This window comes from Mesorhizobium sp. WSM4845, from assembly GCF_055811455.1.
Map to the genome: position 1 here is coordinate 1 of NZ_JBVVQA010000051.1, position 19,612 is coordinate 19,612.

The window sequence follows — 19,612 nt, forward strand, 5'->3', positions numbered from 1 at the left end:
CCCCCCCCCCCCCCCCGCCCCCCCCCCCCCGCCGGCGGGGGGGGCCCCCCCGCCGCCCGCGGGGGGCGCCGCCCCGCCCGCGGGGCCGGCCCCGGCCCCCGCGGGGGCCGCCACGGCTACCGCCGGTGCCGGCACGGCTACCGACGTCAGATCCTGCAGCAGGTCGTCCGTATCGTCCGGCTGCTTGCGGCCGGTGTCGTTGTCCTCGATGATCCTCCTGATGGAAGCCAGTATCTCCTCCATGGAAGGTTCGCGCTGTACGCTGCTTGCCGTCGCCATCGTCACATCCGCCGCTCTTGTGACTCGTTGCAGATTTCCTGTCCGGCCAAACCCGGATTCGAATCATGGCAACAGCGTAACCCACGGATCGACTTACGAGAATCCCCAATCTGAGGGCATGTTGGATTTCAACAGATTAGAGCCCGCGCGTCCTTTTTGGAGGCGCGGGCTCTAAATGGCTTGAAACTGGACGGAAGTTGAAACTTATCAGGTGATCAGCGGCCGTCTGGCGTGCGCAGGCCGAACCACTTGTCCTTGACCGCGTTGTAATGTTCTTCGGGTCTGTATTTCGTCACCTGAAGGGCGAGACGATCGACCGAAAGGCGACCGATAGCAGACAGGATGGCATAGCTCGCCACCACCAAATCGCGTTCGGAACTGGCCTGGTTGATCTTGGCGTTGATGAGGGTGGCCTGGGCGTTGAGAACGTCGAGCGTGGTGCGCTGGCCGACATTGCGCTCCTCGATAACCCCGCTCAAGGCAAGCTGCGCGGCGGCGATCACCTGCCTGTTGGCCACCACGGTTTGCTGGGCGGCGATATATTGCGTCCACGCCGAGGTCACGGCTTGCCGCACGGTGTCGCGGCTTACATCGACCTCGATCCGGGCCTGGCTGAGCGATTCCTTGTTCTGACGCACTATCGCCGACGTCCGCCCGCCCGAATAGATCGGTATAGTCAAGGTGGCACCAATGCTGGCCGAATTGGTTGTGCCATCCTGCCCCGTCCCGAGATCGACGCCCGGACTCTCCCTGAGATAGTCGCTGGAAACGCCGGCGGAAGCCGAAAGCTGCGGCAGCAGCGCGCCTTCGGCCGATTTCACCGAAAACGCCGCCGCGTCGACCAGATGCTGGGTGGAGAGGATGGCCGGGTGCTCGCTGGCTGCAATCGCGATCGCCGCATCGAGGTTCGACGGCAACAGCTTCGATAGCGGCGAAGCGGCCCTGAGCCTGCCTGGCTCATCGCCGACGATCTGGCGATAAGTCGCAGCGCTTGCCAGCGCCTGCGCGCGGGCGGCGGCCAGTTCCGCCACAGCGGAGGAGCGCTCGGCATCGGCCTGGGCCACGTCGGTGCGGGTGCCTTCGCCGACTTCGAAGCGCGAACGCGCAGCGCGCGCCTGCTCGGTCAGGAACTGCAGGTTCTGCTCCGTCAGCACCGCCACTTGGCGGTCGCGAATCACGTCCATGTAGGCGCTTGCCGCGTTGAACAGAGTGTTCTCTTCGGTGTTGCGCAGGCTCTCGAACGAGGCGCGGACCTGGGATTCGGCTGCAGCGACGTTGTTCCTGGTCTGAAAGCCGTCGAACAGGGTCTGGTCGATCTGGACGCCGAAGTTGCCGGTGGTCAAACGCGTGCTTCGGTTCGCGCCGGGTACATTGCCGCGGGCATTGAAATGTTCGCTGGAGTAGTCGATGTTGGCAGAACCGGTGATGGTCGGGCGCCAGCCGGACTTGGCGATGGCAACGCTCTCATCGGTGACGCGGACGCCGGCGCGAGCCGAATTGAGCTCGGAATTGTTCTGGTAGGCTTTTGAAAGTGCACCGAGAATGGTTTCCGCCGAGGCGGCCAGCGGAGAAAGCGCGGTCGCCGAGAAGAGGACGGCGGCAAAAAGGCTCTTGCGTAAAGACGGCACGTTATTCCCTCATTCGTTTTGCATGGGAACCACACCGCGCCGGCTTCTCCCATTCGAGCAGCCGGCGCGGTGTGTTTCAGGTCCCCTGCTGTCAGCCCCCAAAAGAACACCCCGGTTATGCGGATCAGCAACGATTGTTCAAGCGCAAGCGAACATGACAACGCCTTTGCCGCAAGCCAAAATTACTCAGAATTCAAACGCATGAGCACGTTCAAATCCCGGTAGTGGCTTAATTGCCGCATTAAATGCGCCTCTTCCGGTTACAACCCCCCTTGTTTTCAACAACAATCGGGCCACACCCGAATTCCCCTGCCCTTCGACGGCGACGAGCCGGCCGCCTTCCGCAAGCTGGTCGAGCAGCGATTCCGGCACTTTCTCGACGCTGCCGCCGATGAAAATGACGTCGTAGGGTGCTCCCGCGGCATGGCCTTCCGGCAGCGACCCCTTGACCACGCTGACATTGTCGCAGCCCAGCGCCGAAAGCGTCGACATGGCGGTCTCGACCAATGCCGGATCGCTTTCCAGCGCGACGACCGACTTTGCCAGCCGCGACAGGATCGCCGCCGCATAGCCGGTGCCGCAGCCGACATCGAGCGCCGAATCGCCAGGGCCGATCTCCGCCAGTTGCATCAGCTTGGCCAGCGGCGAAGGCTCCATGAGATAGCGTGGGCCGTCCGCTGCATTCGCGATGCGGATGTCCTCGTCGATATAGGCCAGATCGCGCTGGCCGGGGGCGACAAAGGCCTCGCGCGGCACGACAAGCATCGCCTCGAGCAGCGGCGCACTGGTCACATCGGTGGTGCGGATCTGGCCATCGACCATTTTCACCCGACGTTCGGCAAAATCAGCGCTCATGTCCAACCAATCCGCCCAAAACCAATCTGCTTGCCGCGCCAAGACCGCGGCTCATTTCGACCGGAACTCAAGCCCCCTGGCGCTGGTGCGCGGGAGCTTGGGCATTTGGAGGCCTCGCCCGGAATCGAACCGGGGTGCAAGGATTTGCAGTCCTCTGCGTAACCACTCCGCCACGAGGCCTCATTGCTCCCGGCGTTCCACCCGGTTCCAATAGGTTGCGGCGAAAATGCCGTCAAGCGGCCATGGTGCATTCCGGACGGTTTCCCCTTGGCCATGATGCCACGCATCGAAACGTCGATACGCATCCTGCAATTAAGATATTAGTTAATTGTTAAGTACGGAGTATCGCAAAGGGAAGCCCGGGACCTGGACTTTACGTGGGGTAAGCAGAAGGTCCGCCATTCTGAAGGAGAGCTGCGAGGGCCGGAAAAGCGCTCCGGCATTGGCCAGATTTAGTCGAGCCGGAAAGACGCCCCTTCACAGAAGCTTGCCCCTGCGGTGCAAACCCGTCAGTTCGGCCGCCGCCGCCGCTCCCACCACACGACAAGCCGGCGCCGGTGGCGGCGCACCAAGGCAAACTCGTAGGAGAGCACCAGCAATCCGATCGGCACCATCCAGAACCCCAGGATCGGCAGGAAGCCGAGAATGCCGCCGAAGATCAGCACGACGCCGATCGCAATCCTGAGGCCGCGCGAACGCGGCATGGTGAACTGACGGCCGAAGACCGATATTTTCCGTGCCGGTGGATGGTTGTGGCTCGCTGCGCTCATGTCTGGTTAATGGTCCGTTCGGGCAAGGTAAAAGCACCAGCTGACGAAAGCCGCAACCGCGTTTTCGGTTCCGCGCACCCCGTCAGACGGCTCATATGAGGACGCGCGCACATGATTGCCAGAAATCGTGGCGCGAAAAAGCGTCGAAAAATACGAAATGCTTCTTTGCAAAGCCGAAACGGGTTTGCTATAGGCTGCGCCACTCACATGAGAGCCTCTTGTTCCCCGGTAGCTCAGTGGTAGAGCAACCGGCTGTTAACCGGTTGGTCGCTGGTTCGAATCCGGCCCGGGGAGCCAACAATTTCAAACCCTTAGCTGAAACTCGCAACCTTCGCGAAGGTGGCAGACCCCGCCGGGGGCTACATCTGGGGCTACAGATGAGGCTCGCATGATTGAGAAGCGCCCGTTCTACCGAGTCTTCACAGTCACCCGCCAAGAAGCTGCGGTTCAACAGATTGAGGCTGCAATCGCTGCGTTCCACGCTGGCCTCTTTGCTGTCACGGTCACCCTAGCCGGTGCGGCTGAAGGAATGGCACCGGAAAAAGAGGTGGGCCTTTGGGCAAACCTTCGCGATAACCCGAATCGCCCAACGCCAGAGCGCAAGGAGTGGATCCGTCGTCTTAATGAGACGCGGGATTGGCTCAAGCATAGAGGACCAGCGGAGACGAGATCCTTAGTCGCCTTCGAAGCAGGACTATCGATTCTACGAGCAATGGACAAATGGGAGCCTTGGACGGCGCCGATGGTGGAATTCAAGGAGTTGTGGTTCTCCTCGCCCAAGCTTCTTCGACCAGAGGATTATTCCCCCGAACAGTGAAAAGCCCGCCACCGTGAGGCAGCGGACTATCAAGTGGCAAAGTTTTCCGCTTGATCAGTTTGCCTTTTCGCGGATCGCCTGGAAAATGTAGGAACGGAACTCCGCGCCCAGCTCGGGCGAGAGGCGGAATGAGCGCCCGCCGGTGGCGTCTTCGATCTTGAACACCAGGATCATGTCCCCGTTCGCCGGGTCGAAGTTCGGGATGATGTATTCCAAGCGCTCGGCTTTCTCCAGGTAGTGGGCAACGCGGTCCTTCTTCAGCATGACGCATCCCCTCCGAGCGCTTCATAGTAGGCCTGCCTAGCCTTTTGGGACATCGACTCCGCATCGGCTCAATGCCGAGCCGGCCGTGCGCTTATCGGGTGGTCGCAAGATCAACTGGCGATGGCTGCCAAGGTGGCGAAGGCGACAATTGCTAGTTTCGAAGCTGGGAAGCGGGCGCCGTATGACCGCACTCTGCTTGACCTTCAGGCAGCGCTCGAAGCGGCCGGCATCGAGTTCATCCCCGAGAACGGCAGCGGCGCAGGGGTGAGGTTGAGGAAGAAATAACACGGAAATCGTCAGCGCGCCCTTGCACTTGAAACTACACTTTTATGCGATAACCCTTTATGCGGATTGCTCTGGCTTGCCTTTGCGCCAGATCGGCGCGATGCTGCCCTTGGGAGTTGTCAAAGGAGAGATCTCCAGCAGCACACCGCTACCAGGAGGTAAGCGATGGGTCCTATGGAAAAGCCGCCTTATGTGCCGACAGAGATTCATGTCGAAACGGTCACGGACAAGATCGGCAATCTCGGAATCCTCTCAATCCAGACGACAGAAGGCCGCCTGGATGTTGCGCTTGACCGCCAGGCAGCGGAGGCGATCGTCAATGCCATTAGCGCAATTCGGAGGAAGCTTGCATCGAACCAAAGCTAGTGGCCTAGTCGTTCAACATTCTGCCGGTAAAAGCTTTCTAGTGACTTCCGCTTTTGCGGTTGGAGGGGCATCAACTGAAACGGCTTTGGAGATTCCTGATGCACCTCGTCATAGCAGCACTGAGATGGCAGTCCAATCGTTCGAAGGCAGCACTGCTCCTGGGATCGGCACTTTTCGCCGCTAGCGCATCCGTAGCATGGGGCGATGCTCTTGAGGTTTTGCAAGGCGTATGGGTCGGGGAACGCACCGACTGCACGAGGGTGTTCGAGAAGATCCAGGGGAAAGTCCGCTTCAAGGACCGTACCTATGCGTCCGAGCACGGTTTCATCATTACCGGCAACAAGGGAAAGGGCCCGGTTGGGGGCGCCTGCACGATCTCGCAAGTCAACGAGGAGAACGACCGCTTCTCCGCCCTATTAACCTGTGCGGACGCTGCTGTATCCCGGAACTTTTCATGGTCATTCCGCATCATCGACGCAACCCACTTTGAGCGCTTTGATGCGATGGTTGGTGCCTTTAAATACAAGAAATGCGCGTTCTGACTAAAGCGTTGAACAAGCCTGCCCGACACCCACTCATGGAACCGAGTCTAGGCTCATCCGATTTGAGGGCTAGAGGAACCGAACACAGCCGTCTTGCTAAGTTAGCAGCGATGCTTGAGCGGCCTACAGTCTTCCCAGCCGGCGAACCTACCCCGTTTGCTGGTTAGGCCCGGCGGCCGGCTGTTGATCACCCCCAATAGTGGCTGTCGGGCCGCTCGAACCTGCGGTGATGGCTGAAATGCAAAAAGCCCCGCCGCTCCATTTGCGAAGCGGCGGGCCCCCCACTCGCCCCGATGCTGACCATGCAATTGGGGTGCCAGCAGCAAATGACCCACTGTGGGACAGGCCCACGGGCGCCGTGGTTTTTCCGTGCCGTACAGAGCCTCGCCAGCGTGCGTTCCCGCTGGCCGCTGTCCTACACCGCCGAAGCACCTCGCGCGTCCTGGCGGCCCCTTGTGCCAGCGCCGGCACTCACTCTTTTAGGCATCAAATTGACTCTAGGCTCATCCGATTTGACAGCCAGGGGAACGGAACGTGACCATTTTACTAAATTACAAATGATGCATTTAGCCGCCTATCTAGAAGTAGCCGGCGACTGTCCCGCAGACGCCCCCTCGCCGGTCAGGCCCAGCGGCCACCCGCCCACCTCCAACTGACTGCTGGGCCGCCCATTGACTCTCGCTCTCGCTACTCAAAGCTCGGGCTGCGACGTGCACACCTTCGCCGTGCGTAACGGAAACTCAGGCGCTATAGAAAATACCTGCCAGCGAGGGCGTACCATGCCAAGCCCAACATTGAGAGCACATACAGAACCAGGAACGGAAGCACGGGCGGCTGGCTGTCTAGGACGGCGTCAGCTTCTTCCCATTCCTCAACCAGATTGCGATCCCGCCACGCCTCCGTGACCGCGAAACCGTCCGGCCCGATTTTACCCTCGATCTCTCTCGAAATTCTTTTCGTGATATCGGCTAGGATCACTGGATCCTCGGGCAGGTTGCCCGGAAACCACTCAGGAAGATTGTCGCCATCGTTCTTGTCCATGGCGCCAACAATGTTTCTGCCTCACTTATGTTCCAAGTTGCTGAGCAAGATGGTGGCTGCCGAGCGAAGAAAGCACTGCGCCTAAAACTTGTAGTACGCCCTATCCACGAGGGCGAAGCACTTGCGAAGGCAATCATTGAGACCGTCGCAAGGCTAGAGCGCCGCGACAGCGAAAATCCGTGACGCCTAAGCTCGGCGACGCTCTTCGGACCCTAGCCCTGCCCTGAGTGCCTCCAGGCTGTTCGCGCCATTGCTAAATAGCAACATGACTAGCCACGCGGCGTCGATGGTGCTGCTGCCGTACCTGGCGTTCTGATCATCGAGGAGGTCGGTGCGGAAGAAGCCCGGCGCGACGGCTGTGACCCTGACGCCGAATTGAGCGACTTCCTGAGCCACCGACTGCGAAAGGCCTTCGACGGCGAACTTGGCGGCGCTATAGGCTCCGCAATGCTTGAAGCCGATGATTCCGGCGAGCGAACTGACGTTGATAATGTGTCCTGAGCGCCGCTTGCGCATGACCGGAATGACCGCACGCATGACGTGAACCACGCCGTGCAGATTGGTCGAAATCAGCCCATCGATTTCAGCGGTGGTCAACTCTTCGAAATTGCCGAGCAGGCTGTAACCGGCATTGTTGACCAGAACGTCGATGCGGCCGAACGCCTCCATCGCCTTGTCGACGGCCGCCTTGGCCTGAATTGCATCGGCCACGTCCAACTGGACGACCGCAAGTCTGTCGCTGGCGACACCACGCAGGGCGTTCCTTATCTTGTCGGGATTGCGGCCGGTGGCGACCACCCGATCACCTGCTCCCAGTGCAGCCCTGGCGGTTGCGGCGCCGATGCCGCTGCCAGCCCCGGTGATGAACCAGACTTTGCTCATATCCAACTCCTGTTTTCGATGAACAGGAAGTTTAGGTGATGGCGCGCCGGCCGATTAGACGGCATAATCGGCATGAAGTTAGAAATCGCACTGCTAAATGGTCGGTCCGCCCCGTTATTCCCTGTATCGGAGAGCGTCGACCAGAAGCGTGAAGGCGGCAGTATGCTGCCGCCGGCTTGGATAATAGAGGTGGTATCCGGAATATGGCGGGCACCAGTCTTCCAGCACCCGGACCAGGCGACCGTCCGCAACATGCTGGGATATCTGGTTTTCGAACGTGTACACCAAACACAAGCCATCGACCGCGGCATGCAAGAGCATCTCGTTGTCGTTGAAAATAACCGGTCCATTGACCCGGACCTCAAGTTCGACACCGTCCTGTTCGAACTCCCAGGCATAAAGGCCGCCCCCGGAGTTCTGGCGATAGCTTGCGCATCGGTGTTCGCTCAACTCGCGGGGTGTCTGCGGGGCGGGACGATTGGCAAAGTAGGCCGGGGATCCCACGACTGCCATCCTGACGTCGGGGCTAATCCGGACCGCAACCATGTCCTTTTGCACCTGTTCGCCCATGCGGATACCGGCGTCGAAGCGCTCTGCGACAATGTCGGTGAGACCTTCATCGACATGGACCTCAACCGTGATGTCGGGATAATTCTGCAGCAGTTTCGACAATACGGGCCACAGGACAGTTTGGGCGGCATGCCGGAACGTGGTGATGCGGATCGTGCCTGCAGGCTTGTCGCGAAGCGCCGTGAGCGCAGCAATTTCACTGTCGATATGGTCGAATGCCGGGCGCAGGCTGATAAGCAGCCTTTCGCCTGCCTCGGTCAGCGACAGGCTGCGCGTCGTTCGCGAGATCAACCGCACACTGATCCGTTGTTCGAGCATGCGCACCGCATAGCTGAGCGCGGATTGGGAGAGGCCGAGCTTCGCGGCCGCGCGTGTAAAACTCCCCTCCTCGGCAACCGCGATAAACACAGCCCATTCGCTGAAGTCGCCTTTTCTCACCTACAAACCTCATTTCTGTATCCATGAGGATTATGGCGGATAATCAGCATGCCTGTCTCGTCATATTTATGCTCCGCGCAGCCCCGACGGCACGAGTCAGCATCAGGACTGCCTGGTACTGCGCGGATTCCGAACGCCTCGATGGCAGCCGAGCGCCGACAAGGCGTTATCTGCCTTGCTCGCTGCCGGAACAGCAAGCAGCGAGCAGAAGCGGTCTGGCGTAAAAACGGCTACGTCAGATTGAACGGCAATTGACGCAGCGGTTTTCCCGTGAGCCGTGCTATTGCGTTGGCAAATGCCGGCGCCAATGGTGGCAAGCCGGGCTCGCCCATGCCCGTGGGCGGTTCGGCGCTAGGGACGATGTGGATGTCGAATTCCGGCACGTCCGTGATGCGCGCCACCGTATAGTCACTGAAGTTGCTCTGCTCGACGACGCCGTCCTTGAGCGTAATTGCAGAGCCTGCCAAGCACATCGACAAGCCCATGATCGCCGCGCCCTGTACCTGCGCCTCCACGGTCAGAGGGTTGACGGCCAGATTGCAGTGAACCCCGGCCGTGACCCGATGCAGTTTAGGCTGTCCATCGGCAACAGAGGCTTCCACCACGTAAGCGACCACTGAGCTGAAGGACTCGTGCACCGCCACACCCCAGGCCCGCCCCTCGGACAATTGCGTCTTGCCATACCCGCTCTTGTCAACGGCCAGTTGCAATGCGTCACGATGGCGGATGTGCTGATCGCCGAAGAGCTGCATGCGGTAGGCTACAGGGTCTTGGCCGGTTGCACGCGCTATATCGTCGAGCAGGGTCTCCATCACATAAGCCGTATGGGTGGAGCCGACGCTGCGCCACCACAGAACCGGCACGTTGTCCTTGGGATGATGCACGGTCAGCCGCATTGGAAGCGGATAGGGAGCCCGCATGCCCTCCGTCGCGGCGGCGTCGATGCCATTCTTCACCATGAACTGCTCGAACACGGTTCCGGTAAGTATCGACTGGCCGACGATGCTGTGATCCCAGGCCAGCACCTTGCCTTGATTGTCAAAGCCGATGCGGGCGCGGTGCAGGTGCAGTGGACGGTAGTAGCCGCCCCTCATATCGTCCTCGCGGCTCCAAAGCGTACGGATCGGTGCATTCAGCCCCGCCGACCTGGCGGCCTTGGCTATTTCGCAGGCCTCGACCACGGTGTCGGAGGTGCTGGAAAAGCGCCGACCGAAGCCGCCGCCCGACATCTGCACGTTAAGCACGACCTGTTCCGGCTTGAGGCCGAGCGCGGCTGCGGCAGCGGCGGCATCGGGTCCGGCACTTTGGCTTCCCATCCAGATCTCGGCACGATCATCGGCAAGCCGTACCGTGCAGTTCAACGGTTCCATCGCCGCGTGGGCGAGATACGGGAACACGAACTCAGCTTCCAGCTTCAGCGGCGCCGTTTCCAATGGCACCATGTCTGAATCGAACTGGCGCGGGCCGGGCCGACTGGCCATCTCGCGATAGTGCGCGAGTTGCCGTTCGCTATCGACCTTTTCGACGGCAGATGTGTCCCACTCCACCTTAAGGGCATCGCGGCCCTGAGACGCCTGCCAATATCCGTCGGCCACGACGGCCACGCCCTCGGCACCGCGATCCAGCGGCACGCGCAGGACGGCCCTCACGCCCTTGACGGCGCGGGCTGCGCTGTCGTCCAGGGTGGCTATCCTGGCTCCGAAGACCGGAGGACGAGCCACCACGGCCGTCAACTGTCCCGGCAACTTGAAGTCGATGCCAAAACTCTGTTGGCCGCTGCTCTTGGCTTGAGCGTCCAAACGCCGGGTGGGCTGGCCGATGATGCGGAAATCCTTGGGATCCTTCAGCGCAATCTTCTGCGGCACTGGCAAGGCCATGGCCGCTTCGGCAAGTTCTCCATAACCGAGCTTGCGGCCATCGGAGGCCAGAACCGCGCCGGCCTCGGTTCGCAGAGTGGACGCCTCCACATTCCAGCGGGTCGCCGCGGCCGCCAGCAGCATGGCGCGAACACGAGCACCCAGCTCGCGATACTGCGTAAAGCTGTTCTTGATTGTGTTCGAACCGCCGGTAAGGTGCATGCCGAAGAGCGGATCGACATAGGCGATGTCATTGGTGCCGAGTTGGCTGCGCACCAGGTTCCAGTCCGCATCGAGTTCTTCGGCAAGGATCATGGGCAATGCCGTTTGGACGCCTTGACCGAACTCCAGCCGGTTGATTGTGACCGTAACCTCTCCATTGGGCGCGATGTGGACAAATGCAGAGGGCTGCTCGGTCGGCTTCAGACTGGCTGCCGCCTCATCGGCCTCGGACGACTGCGCGACTGCCAAATCAGGGAAAATGCCGACAGCCAGGCCGAGGGTCCCCGTCAGCTTGAGAAAGCTGCGGCGTGGTATCGCCTGGACCGTCGTTGAACGGCCCCGTTCCAGGATGTGTTGCAGCGCACGCGGCAGCTCTTTGTGATCCATGTTGGGGAACATATGCGTCTCCTTCAGACGAGGGTGCTGGCGGCGTCGGCTATAGCGGCGCGGATACGGGCATAGGTTCCACAGCGGCAGATGTTTCCGGCCATGGCGGAGTCGATCTCTTCGGCGGTCGGCTGCGCGCCGGGCGACAGCGACGCGAGCAAAGCCGTCGCGCTCATGATCTGGCCGCTCTGACAGTAGCCGCATTGTGCCACGTCGTGCCTGACCCATGCAGCGTGGACAGCCGCGCCGACACGGTCGGTGCCGTCGGTTGTCTTTTCAATCGTGGTGATCCTGCCGCTTTCAACGGCGGAAACCGGTGTGCTGCACGAGCGGATTGCCTCGCCATCCAGATGCACCGTACAGGCGCCACAGAGCGCTGCGCCGCAGCCGAATTTGGTGCCGCTCATTCCGAGCGTGTCACGCAGGACCCAAAGGATCGGAGTTTCGGGGTCAACGTCAATCTCGTGCTCTCGCCCGTTGATATTCAGTGAGATCATGGCCGGTAGTTCTCCTGGGTTGCTCCACCCGAACAGGCTTGCCAAGCGGCCTGGAGCTTCCCGGCCGACTGAGACATTGGCAATTTGGTGACTAGCGCTAAAGCTAGCTCGCCGGGCGATGCTGGATTAGACTGCGCAATTTGCATGACCTTAGAAACGTGGTTTCTGAATGCGTCACACAGGCGAGGCACGTCCGCGTTTGCGCGGTCAGCGCCGGCATTGCCGTTCACTGGGATCGAATAGCAGTAGATGCGCCAGTTGCGGCGAACGGCCCTGAAAAGGACTGTTGCTTCCGCTTCGAAAGATCAACACCTCAGGCCGCCAAACGTTCAGCGCTGTGCATAAACCCTGCTAGAGTGGATTGAATCCGACGCTTGGTACCCGCCCGAGACTGTCCCCTCACAGATCGGGGAAGAGTGGCGCGGCCCTAATCGTTGCAGATGTTTGGAAGGTCGCCATAGGTGGGAGGCGGCGGTTGCCGCGAGGTAGTTGCTGCCTGCCCGAGCCGAGAACTGGACAGCCATCAAGGCTTCCAGATGTCATTCCACTACCTGAGCGGTTTCGACATCGATTCCGTCGTGAATTTTCCCATCATGACGGAAACTGATCCAGCTGATCGGAATGGAGGCGAGATAAAGGACAGTCAGAACAACCAGAAACTCGCTGGGGTAGAGCACGACGGCCGCAACCAACCCTGCGACTGCTAAGAACAACGCAATCATCATCCACTTGGGGACTTGGCAAGCCCACTTCTTCCCGGACTGTTGAAGGCGAATACGAGTGTCGTTGTCCAATGCGTCGTCGGAGCAAAGCGGGTCCGTTGCCGCAGGTCGCAGAGACTGCACGTGCTCAGGGTTGGAGGCCGGCGCATGGCGGCGGGCGGGTTCGAAAACGATGCCCGCATTCCGGGATGCAAATTCGAGTCTACTGCGACAAGGACTTCAGGTATGCGACAATATTCTGTCGGTCCTCAGGCTTGGACACGGCCATCGTCATCGTCGTTTTCGGAACAACCTCGCCGGGCGCCGCTAGAAACCGGTCCAGCGTTGCCTCGTCCCATACCAATCCGGACGACTTCAGGGCTTTCGAATAACGGTACCCCTCCATAGATCCGGCCGGCCGTCCGACAATACCGCCGAGGCCGGGGCCGGCTTTTTTCTGGTCGGCGGTTGAATGACAGCCTGAGCAGCGTTGAAACGCCCTTTGCCCCAGCGCAGCATCTCCCTCCGCAAAGGCAGGGACAGATACCGACAGAAGGGCCAAGGCAGAGGACGCGACGCAGAGCAGAATTCTTTTCACGCGAATTGTTCCCGAATTGGACGGCCAAAAAGCCTAATGAAAGAGATGATCCGACTTCGATTTGCTCGGGCTTCTATCTGGCGACGATAACCTCTGTGCCAAAGCCGGATTAGCTGGCGTTCGTTGCATAAGCCCAGAAGTGCGATTTCTAAGTACGCAGTTCCGATCGGCGAGCACGCCGCCCCAAATCGGCGAACGCGCGCAGGAAAAGCCCCTCGAACAAACAACGTTGGAAGGGAAACCCCCGGAGGCATAGGCGGGCCCGGCGAACTTCCGCGATCACGCCATAACCGATCTGGCGAACTTTGCTACGCTTCCTGCGTGGCGAACCCCAACGCCGCCTGGCCGGCGCCAACCTAGGCAACCCCACCTCCCCCGCTCCCTGCGGCGCCGGCCATCTTTTCGCCAATGCATGTCGCGCAAAAGCACGCCCTCGGGCTGGAACCGAGGGTGCGCAGCGGTTTTGCAATACGGCATGCATACTTTCAAAAACCCTAAGCGAGCCGCATGCGTCGCATGGGTCCATTCCAACGCGACGCGCTTTAGGCAGCTACATCGGTTACGCCGTCACGCCACCGCGACCGGTTTTCTGTGCCGTCATCCAGGGCATAGCTGCAGAGGCGTCCTCGAGTATTTTGGCCGATCTCGCGAAGCCGGCGAAAGCCTCGCGTGCAACGGAAATGGGAACCTGGCCATCATAGGCGCGCTGGCAGGCGCGGAACGCCGTGTCAAAGATTGGCCCTCTGCGATTGTTCGGCCATTCCTGCAGGAACTCGAAAGCATCGGCCAAGCATTCGATTTCCTCCACCATGAACTCCCCTTTCCTGACGATCGGCGCGCTCGCTGGCTCAGTCCGGCGCGCGCCTGGACGCGGCTTCCGCGCCCGGTCAATTCGCCTGGAACAAAACATTCCAGAGGTGGTTTTCCCCATGAAGGGACAGACTTTTCGAAGGAGACGTCTCGTGAAAAAAGTTCTGATCACCAGTATGCTGGCCATAGGCGTTGGCTGTGGCGCAGCATTCGCTCAGGAACAGCAGCCGGCCCAAAGCCAGTCCGGCACCGATTGCCCGGCCGGCTCGGCCGGTTGCCCGGAAGGTGCGATGGGCGAACAGGGTAAGGCCGGCGCCACCACCAAGGAGCAGGCTCAAGGCAAGGCGAAGATGCAGACCGACGAGCAAGCCCAGGGTAAAGCCGGCGTAACCACCGAGCAGCAGACTCAAGGCGAGGCTGGCGCCACAACCGAGCAACAGGCGCAGGACAAGGCCAAGACCCAGACCGAGCAGCAGACCCAGGGCGAGGCCGGCGCCACCACCGAGCAACAGACTCAGGGCGAGGCCAAGACCCAGACCGAGCAGCAGACCCAGGGCGAGGCCGGTACCACCACCGAGCAGCAGACCCAGGGCACTACTCAGCCACCGGATGAGACGGAGACCGGCGCGATCAGCAATGTGACCGTTGAACAGAAAACGCAAATCACCCAGATCCTCAAGGAGGAAAAGGTCGACCCGGTTGCCGACGTCGATTTTGACATCTCAGTGGGTGTCGAGGTTCCGCGGCAGAGGGTTGAACTGCGTCCTCTGCCACGGCGAATCATCGAGATCGTCCCGGCTTACGAAGAGTACCAGTATTTCGTGTTGGCCGATGGCCGTATCGTCATCGTCGACCCGGATACATTCAAGATCGTCCTTATTCTGGCCTGACGCCCTAGTTCGGGCTAAACGAGGGGTCCGCTGCCCCACGGCGGACCCCTCGTTTGCATGGACCAGTCTCTGCCACCAAAGGCACGGCTATTACGCCTGTTCAAACTGACAGGCTTTCTGCGTGTCGAGGTTTCTTCAGCCGCTTCCCACCTGGATTACATCTGGACGGCGTCCTCCCTGCTCAAAAGGCCTGAGCTAGGACTTCGGTCTGGCCGCTTGCCGACCATGGGCTGGCCCAGGCAGTGCTTTGGTCCGGGACCGCTATGGCAAAAGCCTCAAATGGGGGAGTTTGTAGGAACCGAGCTCCTGCTGGCGTCGTTGCGATCCCGACACCGTGACAGGAGGCTGCAATGGACCCCAGCATTCACCAGGCACGTTGGCTGCTTTTTCCGATATTTGGCCTGGCGTTCGGGGTTGCAGCCGTTGGGCTTTTCATCGGCTGATGAGGTCCACCGATGAAGGCAACGCACTCGCGCAGTCATGAGTCCCTTCCTGCGCCAGCGAGACCCACCGGTTCTCCCCCTCGAGACTGGTGGGTCTTGACACAGCCCGATGATGGCGAAAGCCTGATGAATCGGTGCAGTTCAGAAGATTGGCTTGGGCGAAGGATTGACTTGGGCGAATTCGAAATAGGCAGAGATGCAACATAGGGCGTGACGGTAAAAGGATATTCTGGCGTGCTATTGGCAAATTCATTGATCACAGACGCAATACGGCCGCAGCGCCCGAAGCATTGTGAGACAAGAGTTCTCGCCGGTGCGCGGCCTGCCCGGCCTCAATCGCAGCGCAGTCTCAAATCTCTTCGAGGGCTTCGCGTCGCCATCTGCCTGAGCGCATCGGCCTTGGTTCTCGTCGTCAGCCCCTACCGTGTGGCACAGGACGGCCTGTCCCTGACGCTAAGCCCACAGGCCGCCTGGGCACAAGGGAACTCTGGGAACGCTGGGAACTCGGACTCCGGCAACTCTGATTCCGGCAACTCCGGCTCCGGCAACTCCGGCTCCGGCAACTCTGGCTCCGGCAACTCCGGCTCCGGCAACACTGGCTCCGGCAACTCTGGCTCCGGCAACTCAGGAGACACTGAAAGCCCCGGCAACTCTGGAAACGCTCCTGGAAATGCCACAGACCCTGGAAATGCCACAGCCCCACAGGCCACGGACCCGAACGGCAATGCGAACGAAGCAAAAGCACTGAACGTCACTCCCCCGACAAATCCGGCTACCGCGCTAAATCCTGGCAACAAGCCCAAGACGTATATCAACGTGACCACTGGAGACCGGATCGAGGTGCGCGGGGCAAGCGTGGGTGTGGTGCATTCCAACGGGCTGAGCGAGCGCATCGACGGCGGCCATTACGAGATGCGCGATGCCATGGGCCGCACCATCATTCGGCGGCAGGCAAAGAACTCCGATCGGGCAAGACTGCTCCGGATGATCGAGTGATGGCGCGTTCCACAGGCCGCAAGGCTGTCTTGCTTCATGCAGGATCGCGGACAGGCGGATGCTGATGCTCGGTCGCGTCGCGCAATGTCATCGCGGCTTCGGTGCGGTTGCTCACATTGAGCTTGGCCAGAATCCGCGTCATGTGGTGCTTTATGGTTTTCTCGTGCAGGTTCAGCTGAAGACCGATCCGCTTGTTGCTCAATCCCGCGGCAACGAGCGTCAGGATCTCTCTTTCGCGACTGGTGAGTTCGGCCAGAACGTCGGGTTTCTCGATCGCAGTTGATTGGCTCGACAGGTCGACCAACACGCGCGCCGACAATTGCGGACAAACATACCGTTCGCCCATCGCCACCGTGCGCAGTATGGCGGCCAGGGTTCTCGATCCGACACCTTTTAGGACGTAGCCTCTTGCCCCGCTCTGCAAGGCGGCCATGACGTGCTGGTTTTCCTCCGAAACGGTCAGCATCACGATTTTCAAATCCGGGTGCCGCTCCAGAGCCGGCTCGACCGCGCTGAGGCCCCCTCCAGGCACCGAGATGTCCATCAGCAGAATATCGAGTTGCTGGTCTTCCGATATCCGCAAGGCGTCATCTCTGCTGCTGCCTTGGGCAACGATCTCGAACCCGCCGATCTGCTCGAGGGTGCGCACAACACCTTCCCTGAACAGCGGATGGTCGTCGACAATGGCGAGCTTTATGGTCGCTGCCATCACGCCTGTCCTATTTCGACTGTGTTGAGAACCATTTTCACCACCGTGCCATCCTGTGAAGATGTTACATCAAATTGGCCGCCGAGGCTTTCCACCCGCTCACGCAGCCCGATGAGCCCCAGCCGTTCAGGATGGATGATCTTCGGGTCGAAACCTGGGCCGGTGTCGGAAACCTCGATAGAAACGCGCTCCCCGTCGAAATGTTTCGCGACCGATTGACCGGCACCCCCGGCATGGTGGAAGCCGTTGTTCAGCGCCTCCTGAATGAAGCGAAAGATGCAGATCTTGGCCGCTGGCGATAAGGGTGTGTGGTTCCCGGTCATGGACAGCATCACTTTGACGCCGGTCCGCTCTTCGTGCGCTCGCACGGCAAGCTCGAGGATTTCCGTCAACTCGGCATTCTCGACATGCGGCAGCATAAGACCCTTGCTGACATTCCTGATTTCTCGCATCGCGTCGTCCAGATTCGCTTTGACCACCTGCAATTCGCGCGCGCGCGCCGCAGCCGGCGTGGCAGGATCGGCTAGCACGGGGCTGTCAATCCCTAGCGCAGCGAGGGCAACCAGTTGCGCCGGCCCGTCGTGCAGGTCCGCGCCGATCCGCCTGAGGTAACGCTCGTTAAGTGCCGTGGCGCGCTGCGAAGCACGCTGCACCCGCAGCCTCAACATTCTGTTTTGAGCAACCAGGACGGAAAGTTCGGCAATGCGCTGCTTCAAGGAGCGGCTCTGCGAACGAATCGTGCGGCTGCCACGAAAAACGATCACCGAAAGACCGAGGAAAAAAACCGCGGTGACGGCTGCGACATCGAACCAGGTCCGAACCAGTGCCTGCCGGAGATCCTTCTCAAAATCGGTGGCGATCTCGTCGAATTCCAAAACAGCCACGACTTCGCCCGACCATGGCTGAAGCATCGGATTATAGATTTCAAGAAGATGCAGGCCGCTGTCCCTCTCAGCCTGGTTGTCATAGTGCCTGTCCAATTCAGCAACGATGTCGCCGGCGAATGCGGCCCGGAGATTGTCGCTGAGTGGAAAGCGCTTCCCGACCAAATTCTTATTGGTCGAATAGAGGATGGTGCCATCGCGGCGCCATAGCTTGAACGATTCGAGCCTTTTGCCGAGCGCGCCTTGTCCCAGCGTTTCATCCAGCGCGTGCGCAACGCTCTCGTCCAGCATCTCGCTCCTGCGCATGTCGGGAAGCAGCGGCGCGATGACGCTGTCGACGTAAAGAGCGGTAGAGGCGGCCGAGTTCCGGGTGACCGCGGCTTCAATCTGGCTTGTCACGGACATTCCCACCACGATCATCGCCGACAGCGAGAACAGCCCGCCGGCGAGCAGAAACTGAGTGGCCAGCGACAGTGCATTCCACCGATCGAGCAATCTTGTCGGTCTGTATGGCGCCATATCTCCACCGGCCCGGTCGGCGGCGCGTCGCGCCAGCGGCACGATTCGAGAGAACCAGCCAATCTGTCGTCGAACGACGCTAAATGACGCCATCTTTGATCTGCACCGATCAATAACAAGGGAACTTAGGGCTTGCGGGCTGGACGAAAACCGCAACCTTGCGGTTTTTTGCGCAAGCGCCACTGCCATGGTTGAGCGAGGCAGCAAATATGACTCCTCAACCACGTGCTGCCGGCACCGGTCGCCCCTGGCAGCGCGGCGGAAGGTGCGGCGTCTTTCACTTCCGGTCGCGCAATGCTCTCACCGCTTGCGTAAGTGTCACCCGATCGTTGCCGTTCTTTTTGATCAGCCTGCTGACCTGGCTGGGCGAAACGCCATTTTCTCGCGCGAAATGCTCCACCTCGTAATACTGGTCCACCGAAAGGCGGTCGCGGTCGAGAAACGATCGATCTTTGTTGTTGTCGTCCATTTCCGTTTTCCCACTAAAGCTCGTTTGAACATTGGACGCAAACGAGGGACCACCCGCCAAATCGAGGAATGGCGGGTGGTCCCTTATCGGCCCAGGAAGGGACTTAGCTGCGCAGATATCTTCGTCCATCAGCCACATCGTTAAGTCGGTCGTTCATCAGCTGACTATTCCAATTGCCAGGAAGGCAATGGAGACAGCGAAGACCGGTGCAAGTAGCCAGCGGGCTTGGTGAACACTATTCTCCATCGATTCCTCCCGTGACGCACGGCGAGCAACGAGTGCTGGCAGTCGTGGTTCCGGGCCACACGCCATCGTCGCCCTTTGCGCACGACAATTCAGACTTAGGTCCATCGGCACGGCGTCTCTGGTCGGACCGAAGCCCAGCCGCGGAACGTTTGCAGCTGTCTCGTTGTTGAAGGTGAGCTTGGCGCGACGAAGATGCGTCCCCAGCGCAAGACAGCTCATCAGGAAGGAAAAACTTATGAGAATGCATCTTTCCACTGCAGCCGCAGGATTTCTGCTGCTGGCAAGTGTCGGCGCCGTGGCTGCCCAGGACGTGATCATCCAGCCCGAACAGGAGACCGTCATCAGGGAGTATGTGAAAAAGCAGCCGCTCGCCTCGGTGAACCTGCTTGGCGTGGAGCTCAATATCGGCTCGGCGCTGCCCGAGACGGTCGAGCTTCATGAAGTTCCCGACGTCCAATATCGCTACGTCGTCGTCGACAATCGGACCGTTCTTGTCGATCCAGGCACACGCAGGATCGTTAAAATCATCGATTGACTGAAATGGCCTGGGGAGGAGACGCGGGGGGGGGGGGGGGGGCGGGGGGGGGGGGGGCGGGCCCGGGGGGCGGGGGGGGAAAAAAACCCCCCCAAAAAGAGAACAACAGGAAA

Annotated in this window: 21 protein-coding genes, 2 tRNA genes and 2 pseudogenes; 8 read left to right on the forward strand and 17 right to left on the reverse strand. The window is 60.4% G+C overall.

The window, feature by feature from the left end:
• From AC0L2C_RS32575 to AC0L2C_RS32595, 5 genes and pseudogenes are all read right to left on the reverse strand, one after another.
• Positions 1 to 279: pseudogene (locus AC0L2C_RS32575) on the reverse strand (hypothetical protein); the annotation flags it as partial.
• A 215-nt stretch (positions 280 to 494) separates the two neighbouring features.
• Positions 495 to 1,907, reverse strand: a complete 1,413-nt coding sequence (locus AC0L2C_RS32580; RefSeq protein WP_287240637.1) for a TolC family outer membrane protein — start codon at positions 1,905 to 1,907, stop codon at positions 495 to 497.
• Between the two features lie 186 nt (positions 1,908 to 2,093).
• Entirely contained in the window at positions 2,094 to 2,762 is a 669-nt protein-coding gene (locus tag AC0L2C_RS32585; protein WP_287240638.1) for a protein-L-isoaspartate O-methyltransferase family protein, read from the reverse strand.
• Between the two features lie 106 nt (positions 2,763 to 2,868).
• Positions 2,869 to 2,942, reverse strand: a tRNA-Cys gene (locus AC0L2C_RS32590).
• A gap of 329 nt (positions 2,943 to 3,271) precedes the next feature.
• The gene (locus AC0L2C_RS32595; protein ID WP_287240641.1) at positions 3,272 to 3,532 is read right to left on the reverse strand and encodes a hypothetical protein; all 261 of its coding nucleotides are present in this window, start codon (positions 3,530 to 3,532) and stop codon (positions 3,272 to 3,274) included.
• Between the two features lie 222 nt (positions 3,533 to 3,754).
• Here AC0L2C_RS32595 and AC0L2C_RS32600 point away from each other — a divergent pair.
• Both AC0L2C_RS32600 and AC0L2C_RS32605 read left to right on the forward strand, forming a co-directional pair.
• Positions 3,755 to 3,829: transfer RNA gene (locus AC0L2C_RS32600), tRNA-Asn, on the forward strand.
• Positions 3,830 to 3,920: 91 nt separating this feature from the next.
• A complete protein-coding gene (locus tag AC0L2C_RS32605) occupies positions 3,921 to 4,349 on the forward strand; it encodes a hypothetical protein (RefSeq protein WP_287240644.1) in 429 nt (142 codons plus the stop codon).
• A gap of 54 nt (positions 4,350 to 4,403) precedes the next feature.
• Here the strand turns inward: AC0L2C_RS32605 and AC0L2C_RS32610 are convergent, their stop codons facing one another.
• Positions 4,404 to 4,613: a hypothetical protein gene (locus tag AC0L2C_RS32610; protein ID WP_287240646.1), complete on the reverse strand. Its 210-nt coding sequence runs from the start codon at positions 4,611 to 4,613 to the stop codon at positions 4,404 to 4,406.
• Positions 4,614 to 4,664: 51 nt separating this feature from the next.
• On the opposite strand from AC0L2C_RS32610, the pseudogene AC0L2C_RS32615 reads away from it, so the two are divergent.
• The 3 genes and pseudogenes from AC0L2C_RS32615 to AC0L2C_RS32625 form a co-directional block, all read left to right on the forward strand.
• A pseudogene (locus AC0L2C_RS32615) lies at positions 4,665 to 4,895 on the forward strand (helix-turn-helix transcriptional regulator); the annotation flags it as partial.
• Positions 4,896 to 5,063: 168 nt separating this feature from the next.
• Positions 5,064 to 5,264: a hypothetical protein gene (locus tag AC0L2C_RS32620; protein ID WP_287240647.1), complete on the forward strand. Its 201-nt coding sequence runs from the start codon at positions 5,064 to 5,066 to the stop codon at positions 5,262 to 5,264.
• Between the two features lie 98 nt (positions 5,265 to 5,362).
• Positions 5,363 to 5,806 carry a hypothetical protein gene (locus AC0L2C_RS32625; protein WP_473525379.1) on the forward strand — a complete coding sequence of 148 codons (444 nt, stop codon included), beginning with the start codon at positions 5,363 to 5,365 and terminating at the stop codon, positions 5,804 to 5,806.
• Between the two features lie 747 nt (positions 5,807 to 6,553).
• Here the strand turns inward: AC0L2C_RS32625 and AC0L2C_RS32630 are convergent.
• From AC0L2C_RS32630 to AC0L2C_RS32665, 8 genes are all read right to left on the reverse strand, one after another.
• The gene (locus tag AC0L2C_RS32630) at positions 6,554 to 6,847 is read right to left on the reverse strand and encodes a hypothetical protein (protein ID WP_128246820.1); all 294 of its coding nucleotides are present in this window, start codon (positions 6,845 to 6,847) and stop codon (positions 6,554 to 6,556) included.
• 186 nt (positions 6,848 to 7,033) lie between these two features.
• Positions 7,034 to 7,729: an SDR family NAD(P)-dependent oxidoreductase gene (locus AC0L2C_RS32635; RefSeq protein WP_473525380.1), complete on the reverse strand. Its 696-nt coding sequence runs from the start codon at positions 7,727 to 7,729 to the stop codon at positions 7,034 to 7,036.
• Positions 7,730 to 7,843: 114 nt separating this feature from the next.
• On the reverse strand, positions 7,844 to 8,737 hold the full coding sequence (locus tag AC0L2C_RS32640) for a LysR family transcriptional regulator (RefSeq protein ID WP_473525381.1): 894 nt from the start codon (positions 8,735 to 8,737) through the stop codon (positions 7,844 to 7,846).
• Positions 8,738 to 8,967: 230 nt separating this feature from the next.
• Positions 8,968 to 11,214 (reverse strand): xanthine dehydrogenase family protein molybdopterin-binding subunit, encoded by a 2,247-nt coding sequence (locus AC0L2C_RS32645; protein ID WP_473525382.1) that lies wholly within the window; start codon positions 11,212 to 11,214, stop codon positions 8,968 to 8,970.
• Positions 11,215 to 11,225: 11 nt separating this feature from the next.
• Positions 11,226 to 11,699, reverse strand: a complete 474-nt coding sequence (locus tag AC0L2C_RS32650) for a (2Fe-2S)-binding protein (RefSeq protein ID WP_287063686.1) — start codon at positions 11,697 to 11,699, stop codon at positions 11,226 to 11,228.
• A gap of 539 nt (positions 11,700 to 12,238) precedes the next feature.
• The gene (locus AC0L2C_RS32655; protein ID WP_128246827.1) at positions 12,239 to 12,493 is read right to left on the reverse strand and encodes a hypothetical protein; all 255 of its coding nucleotides are present in this window, start codon (positions 12,491 to 12,493) and stop codon (positions 12,239 to 12,241) included.
• Between the two features lie 130 nt (positions 12,494 to 12,623).
• On the reverse strand, positions 12,624 to 12,998 hold the full coding sequence (locus AC0L2C_RS32660) for a c-type cytochrome (RefSeq protein ID WP_287229253.1): 375 nt from the start codon (positions 12,996 to 12,998) through the stop codon (positions 12,624 to 12,626).
• A gap of 559 nt (positions 12,999 to 13,557) precedes the next feature.
• On the reverse strand, positions 13,558 to 13,809 hold the full coding sequence (locus AC0L2C_RS32665) for a DUF982 domain-containing protein (RefSeq protein ID WP_473525383.1): 252 nt from the start codon (positions 13,807 to 13,809) through the stop codon (positions 13,558 to 13,560).
• 151 nt (positions 13,810 to 13,960) lie between these two features.
• On the opposite strand from AC0L2C_RS32665, the gene AC0L2C_RS32670 reads away from it, so the two are divergent.
• Together AC0L2C_RS32670 and AC0L2C_RS32675 are read left to right on the forward strand one after the other, a co-directional pair.
• Positions 13,961 to 14,698, forward strand: a complete 738-nt coding sequence (locus tag AC0L2C_RS32670; protein ID WP_473525384.1) for a DUF1236 domain-containing protein — start codon at positions 13,961 to 13,963, stop codon at positions 14,696 to 14,698.
• A gap of 842 nt (positions 14,699 to 15,540) precedes the next feature.
• The gene (locus AC0L2C_RS32675; RefSeq protein WP_473525385.1) at positions 15,541 to 16,137 is read left to right on the forward strand and encodes a hypothetical protein; all 597 of its coding nucleotides are present in this window, start codon (positions 15,541 to 15,543) and stop codon (positions 16,135 to 16,137) included.
• Positions 16,138 to 16,171: 34 nt separating this feature from the next.
• Here the strand turns inward: AC0L2C_RS32675 and AC0L2C_RS32680 are convergent, their stop codons facing one another.
• From AC0L2C_RS32680 to AC0L2C_RS32690, 3 genes are all read right to left on the reverse strand, one after another.
• Complete coding sequence (locus AC0L2C_RS32680) at positions 16,172 to 16,846, reverse strand: LuxR C-terminal-related transcriptional regulator (protein WP_287063695.1); 675 nt, start codon at positions 16,844 to 16,846, stop codon at positions 16,172 to 16,174.
• A complete protein-coding gene (locus tag AC0L2C_RS32685; RefSeq protein WP_287063880.1) occupies positions 16,846 to 18,249 on the reverse strand; it encodes a sensor histidine kinase in 1,404 nt (467 codons plus the stop codon). The genes AC0L2C_RS32680 and AC0L2C_RS32685 overlap by 1 nt, the downstream gene beginning before the upstream one ends.
• 277 nt (positions 18,250 to 18,526) lie before the next feature.
• Positions 18,527 to 18,847: a DUF3606 domain-containing protein gene (locus AC0L2C_RS32690; protein ID WP_473525386.1), complete on the reverse strand. Its 321-nt coding sequence runs from the start codon at positions 18,845 to 18,847 to the stop codon at positions 18,527 to 18,529.
• A gap of 352 nt (positions 18,848 to 19,199) precedes the next feature.
• Between AC0L2C_RS32690 and AC0L2C_RS32695 the strand changes: the two genes are divergently transcribed.
• On the forward strand, positions 19,200 to 19,499 hold the full coding sequence (locus AC0L2C_RS32695; RefSeq protein WP_027156174.1) for a DUF1236 domain-containing protein: 300 nt from the start codon (positions 19,200 to 19,202) through the stop codon (positions 19,497 to 19,499).
• Positions 19,500 to 19,612: the final 113 nt, after the last annotated feature.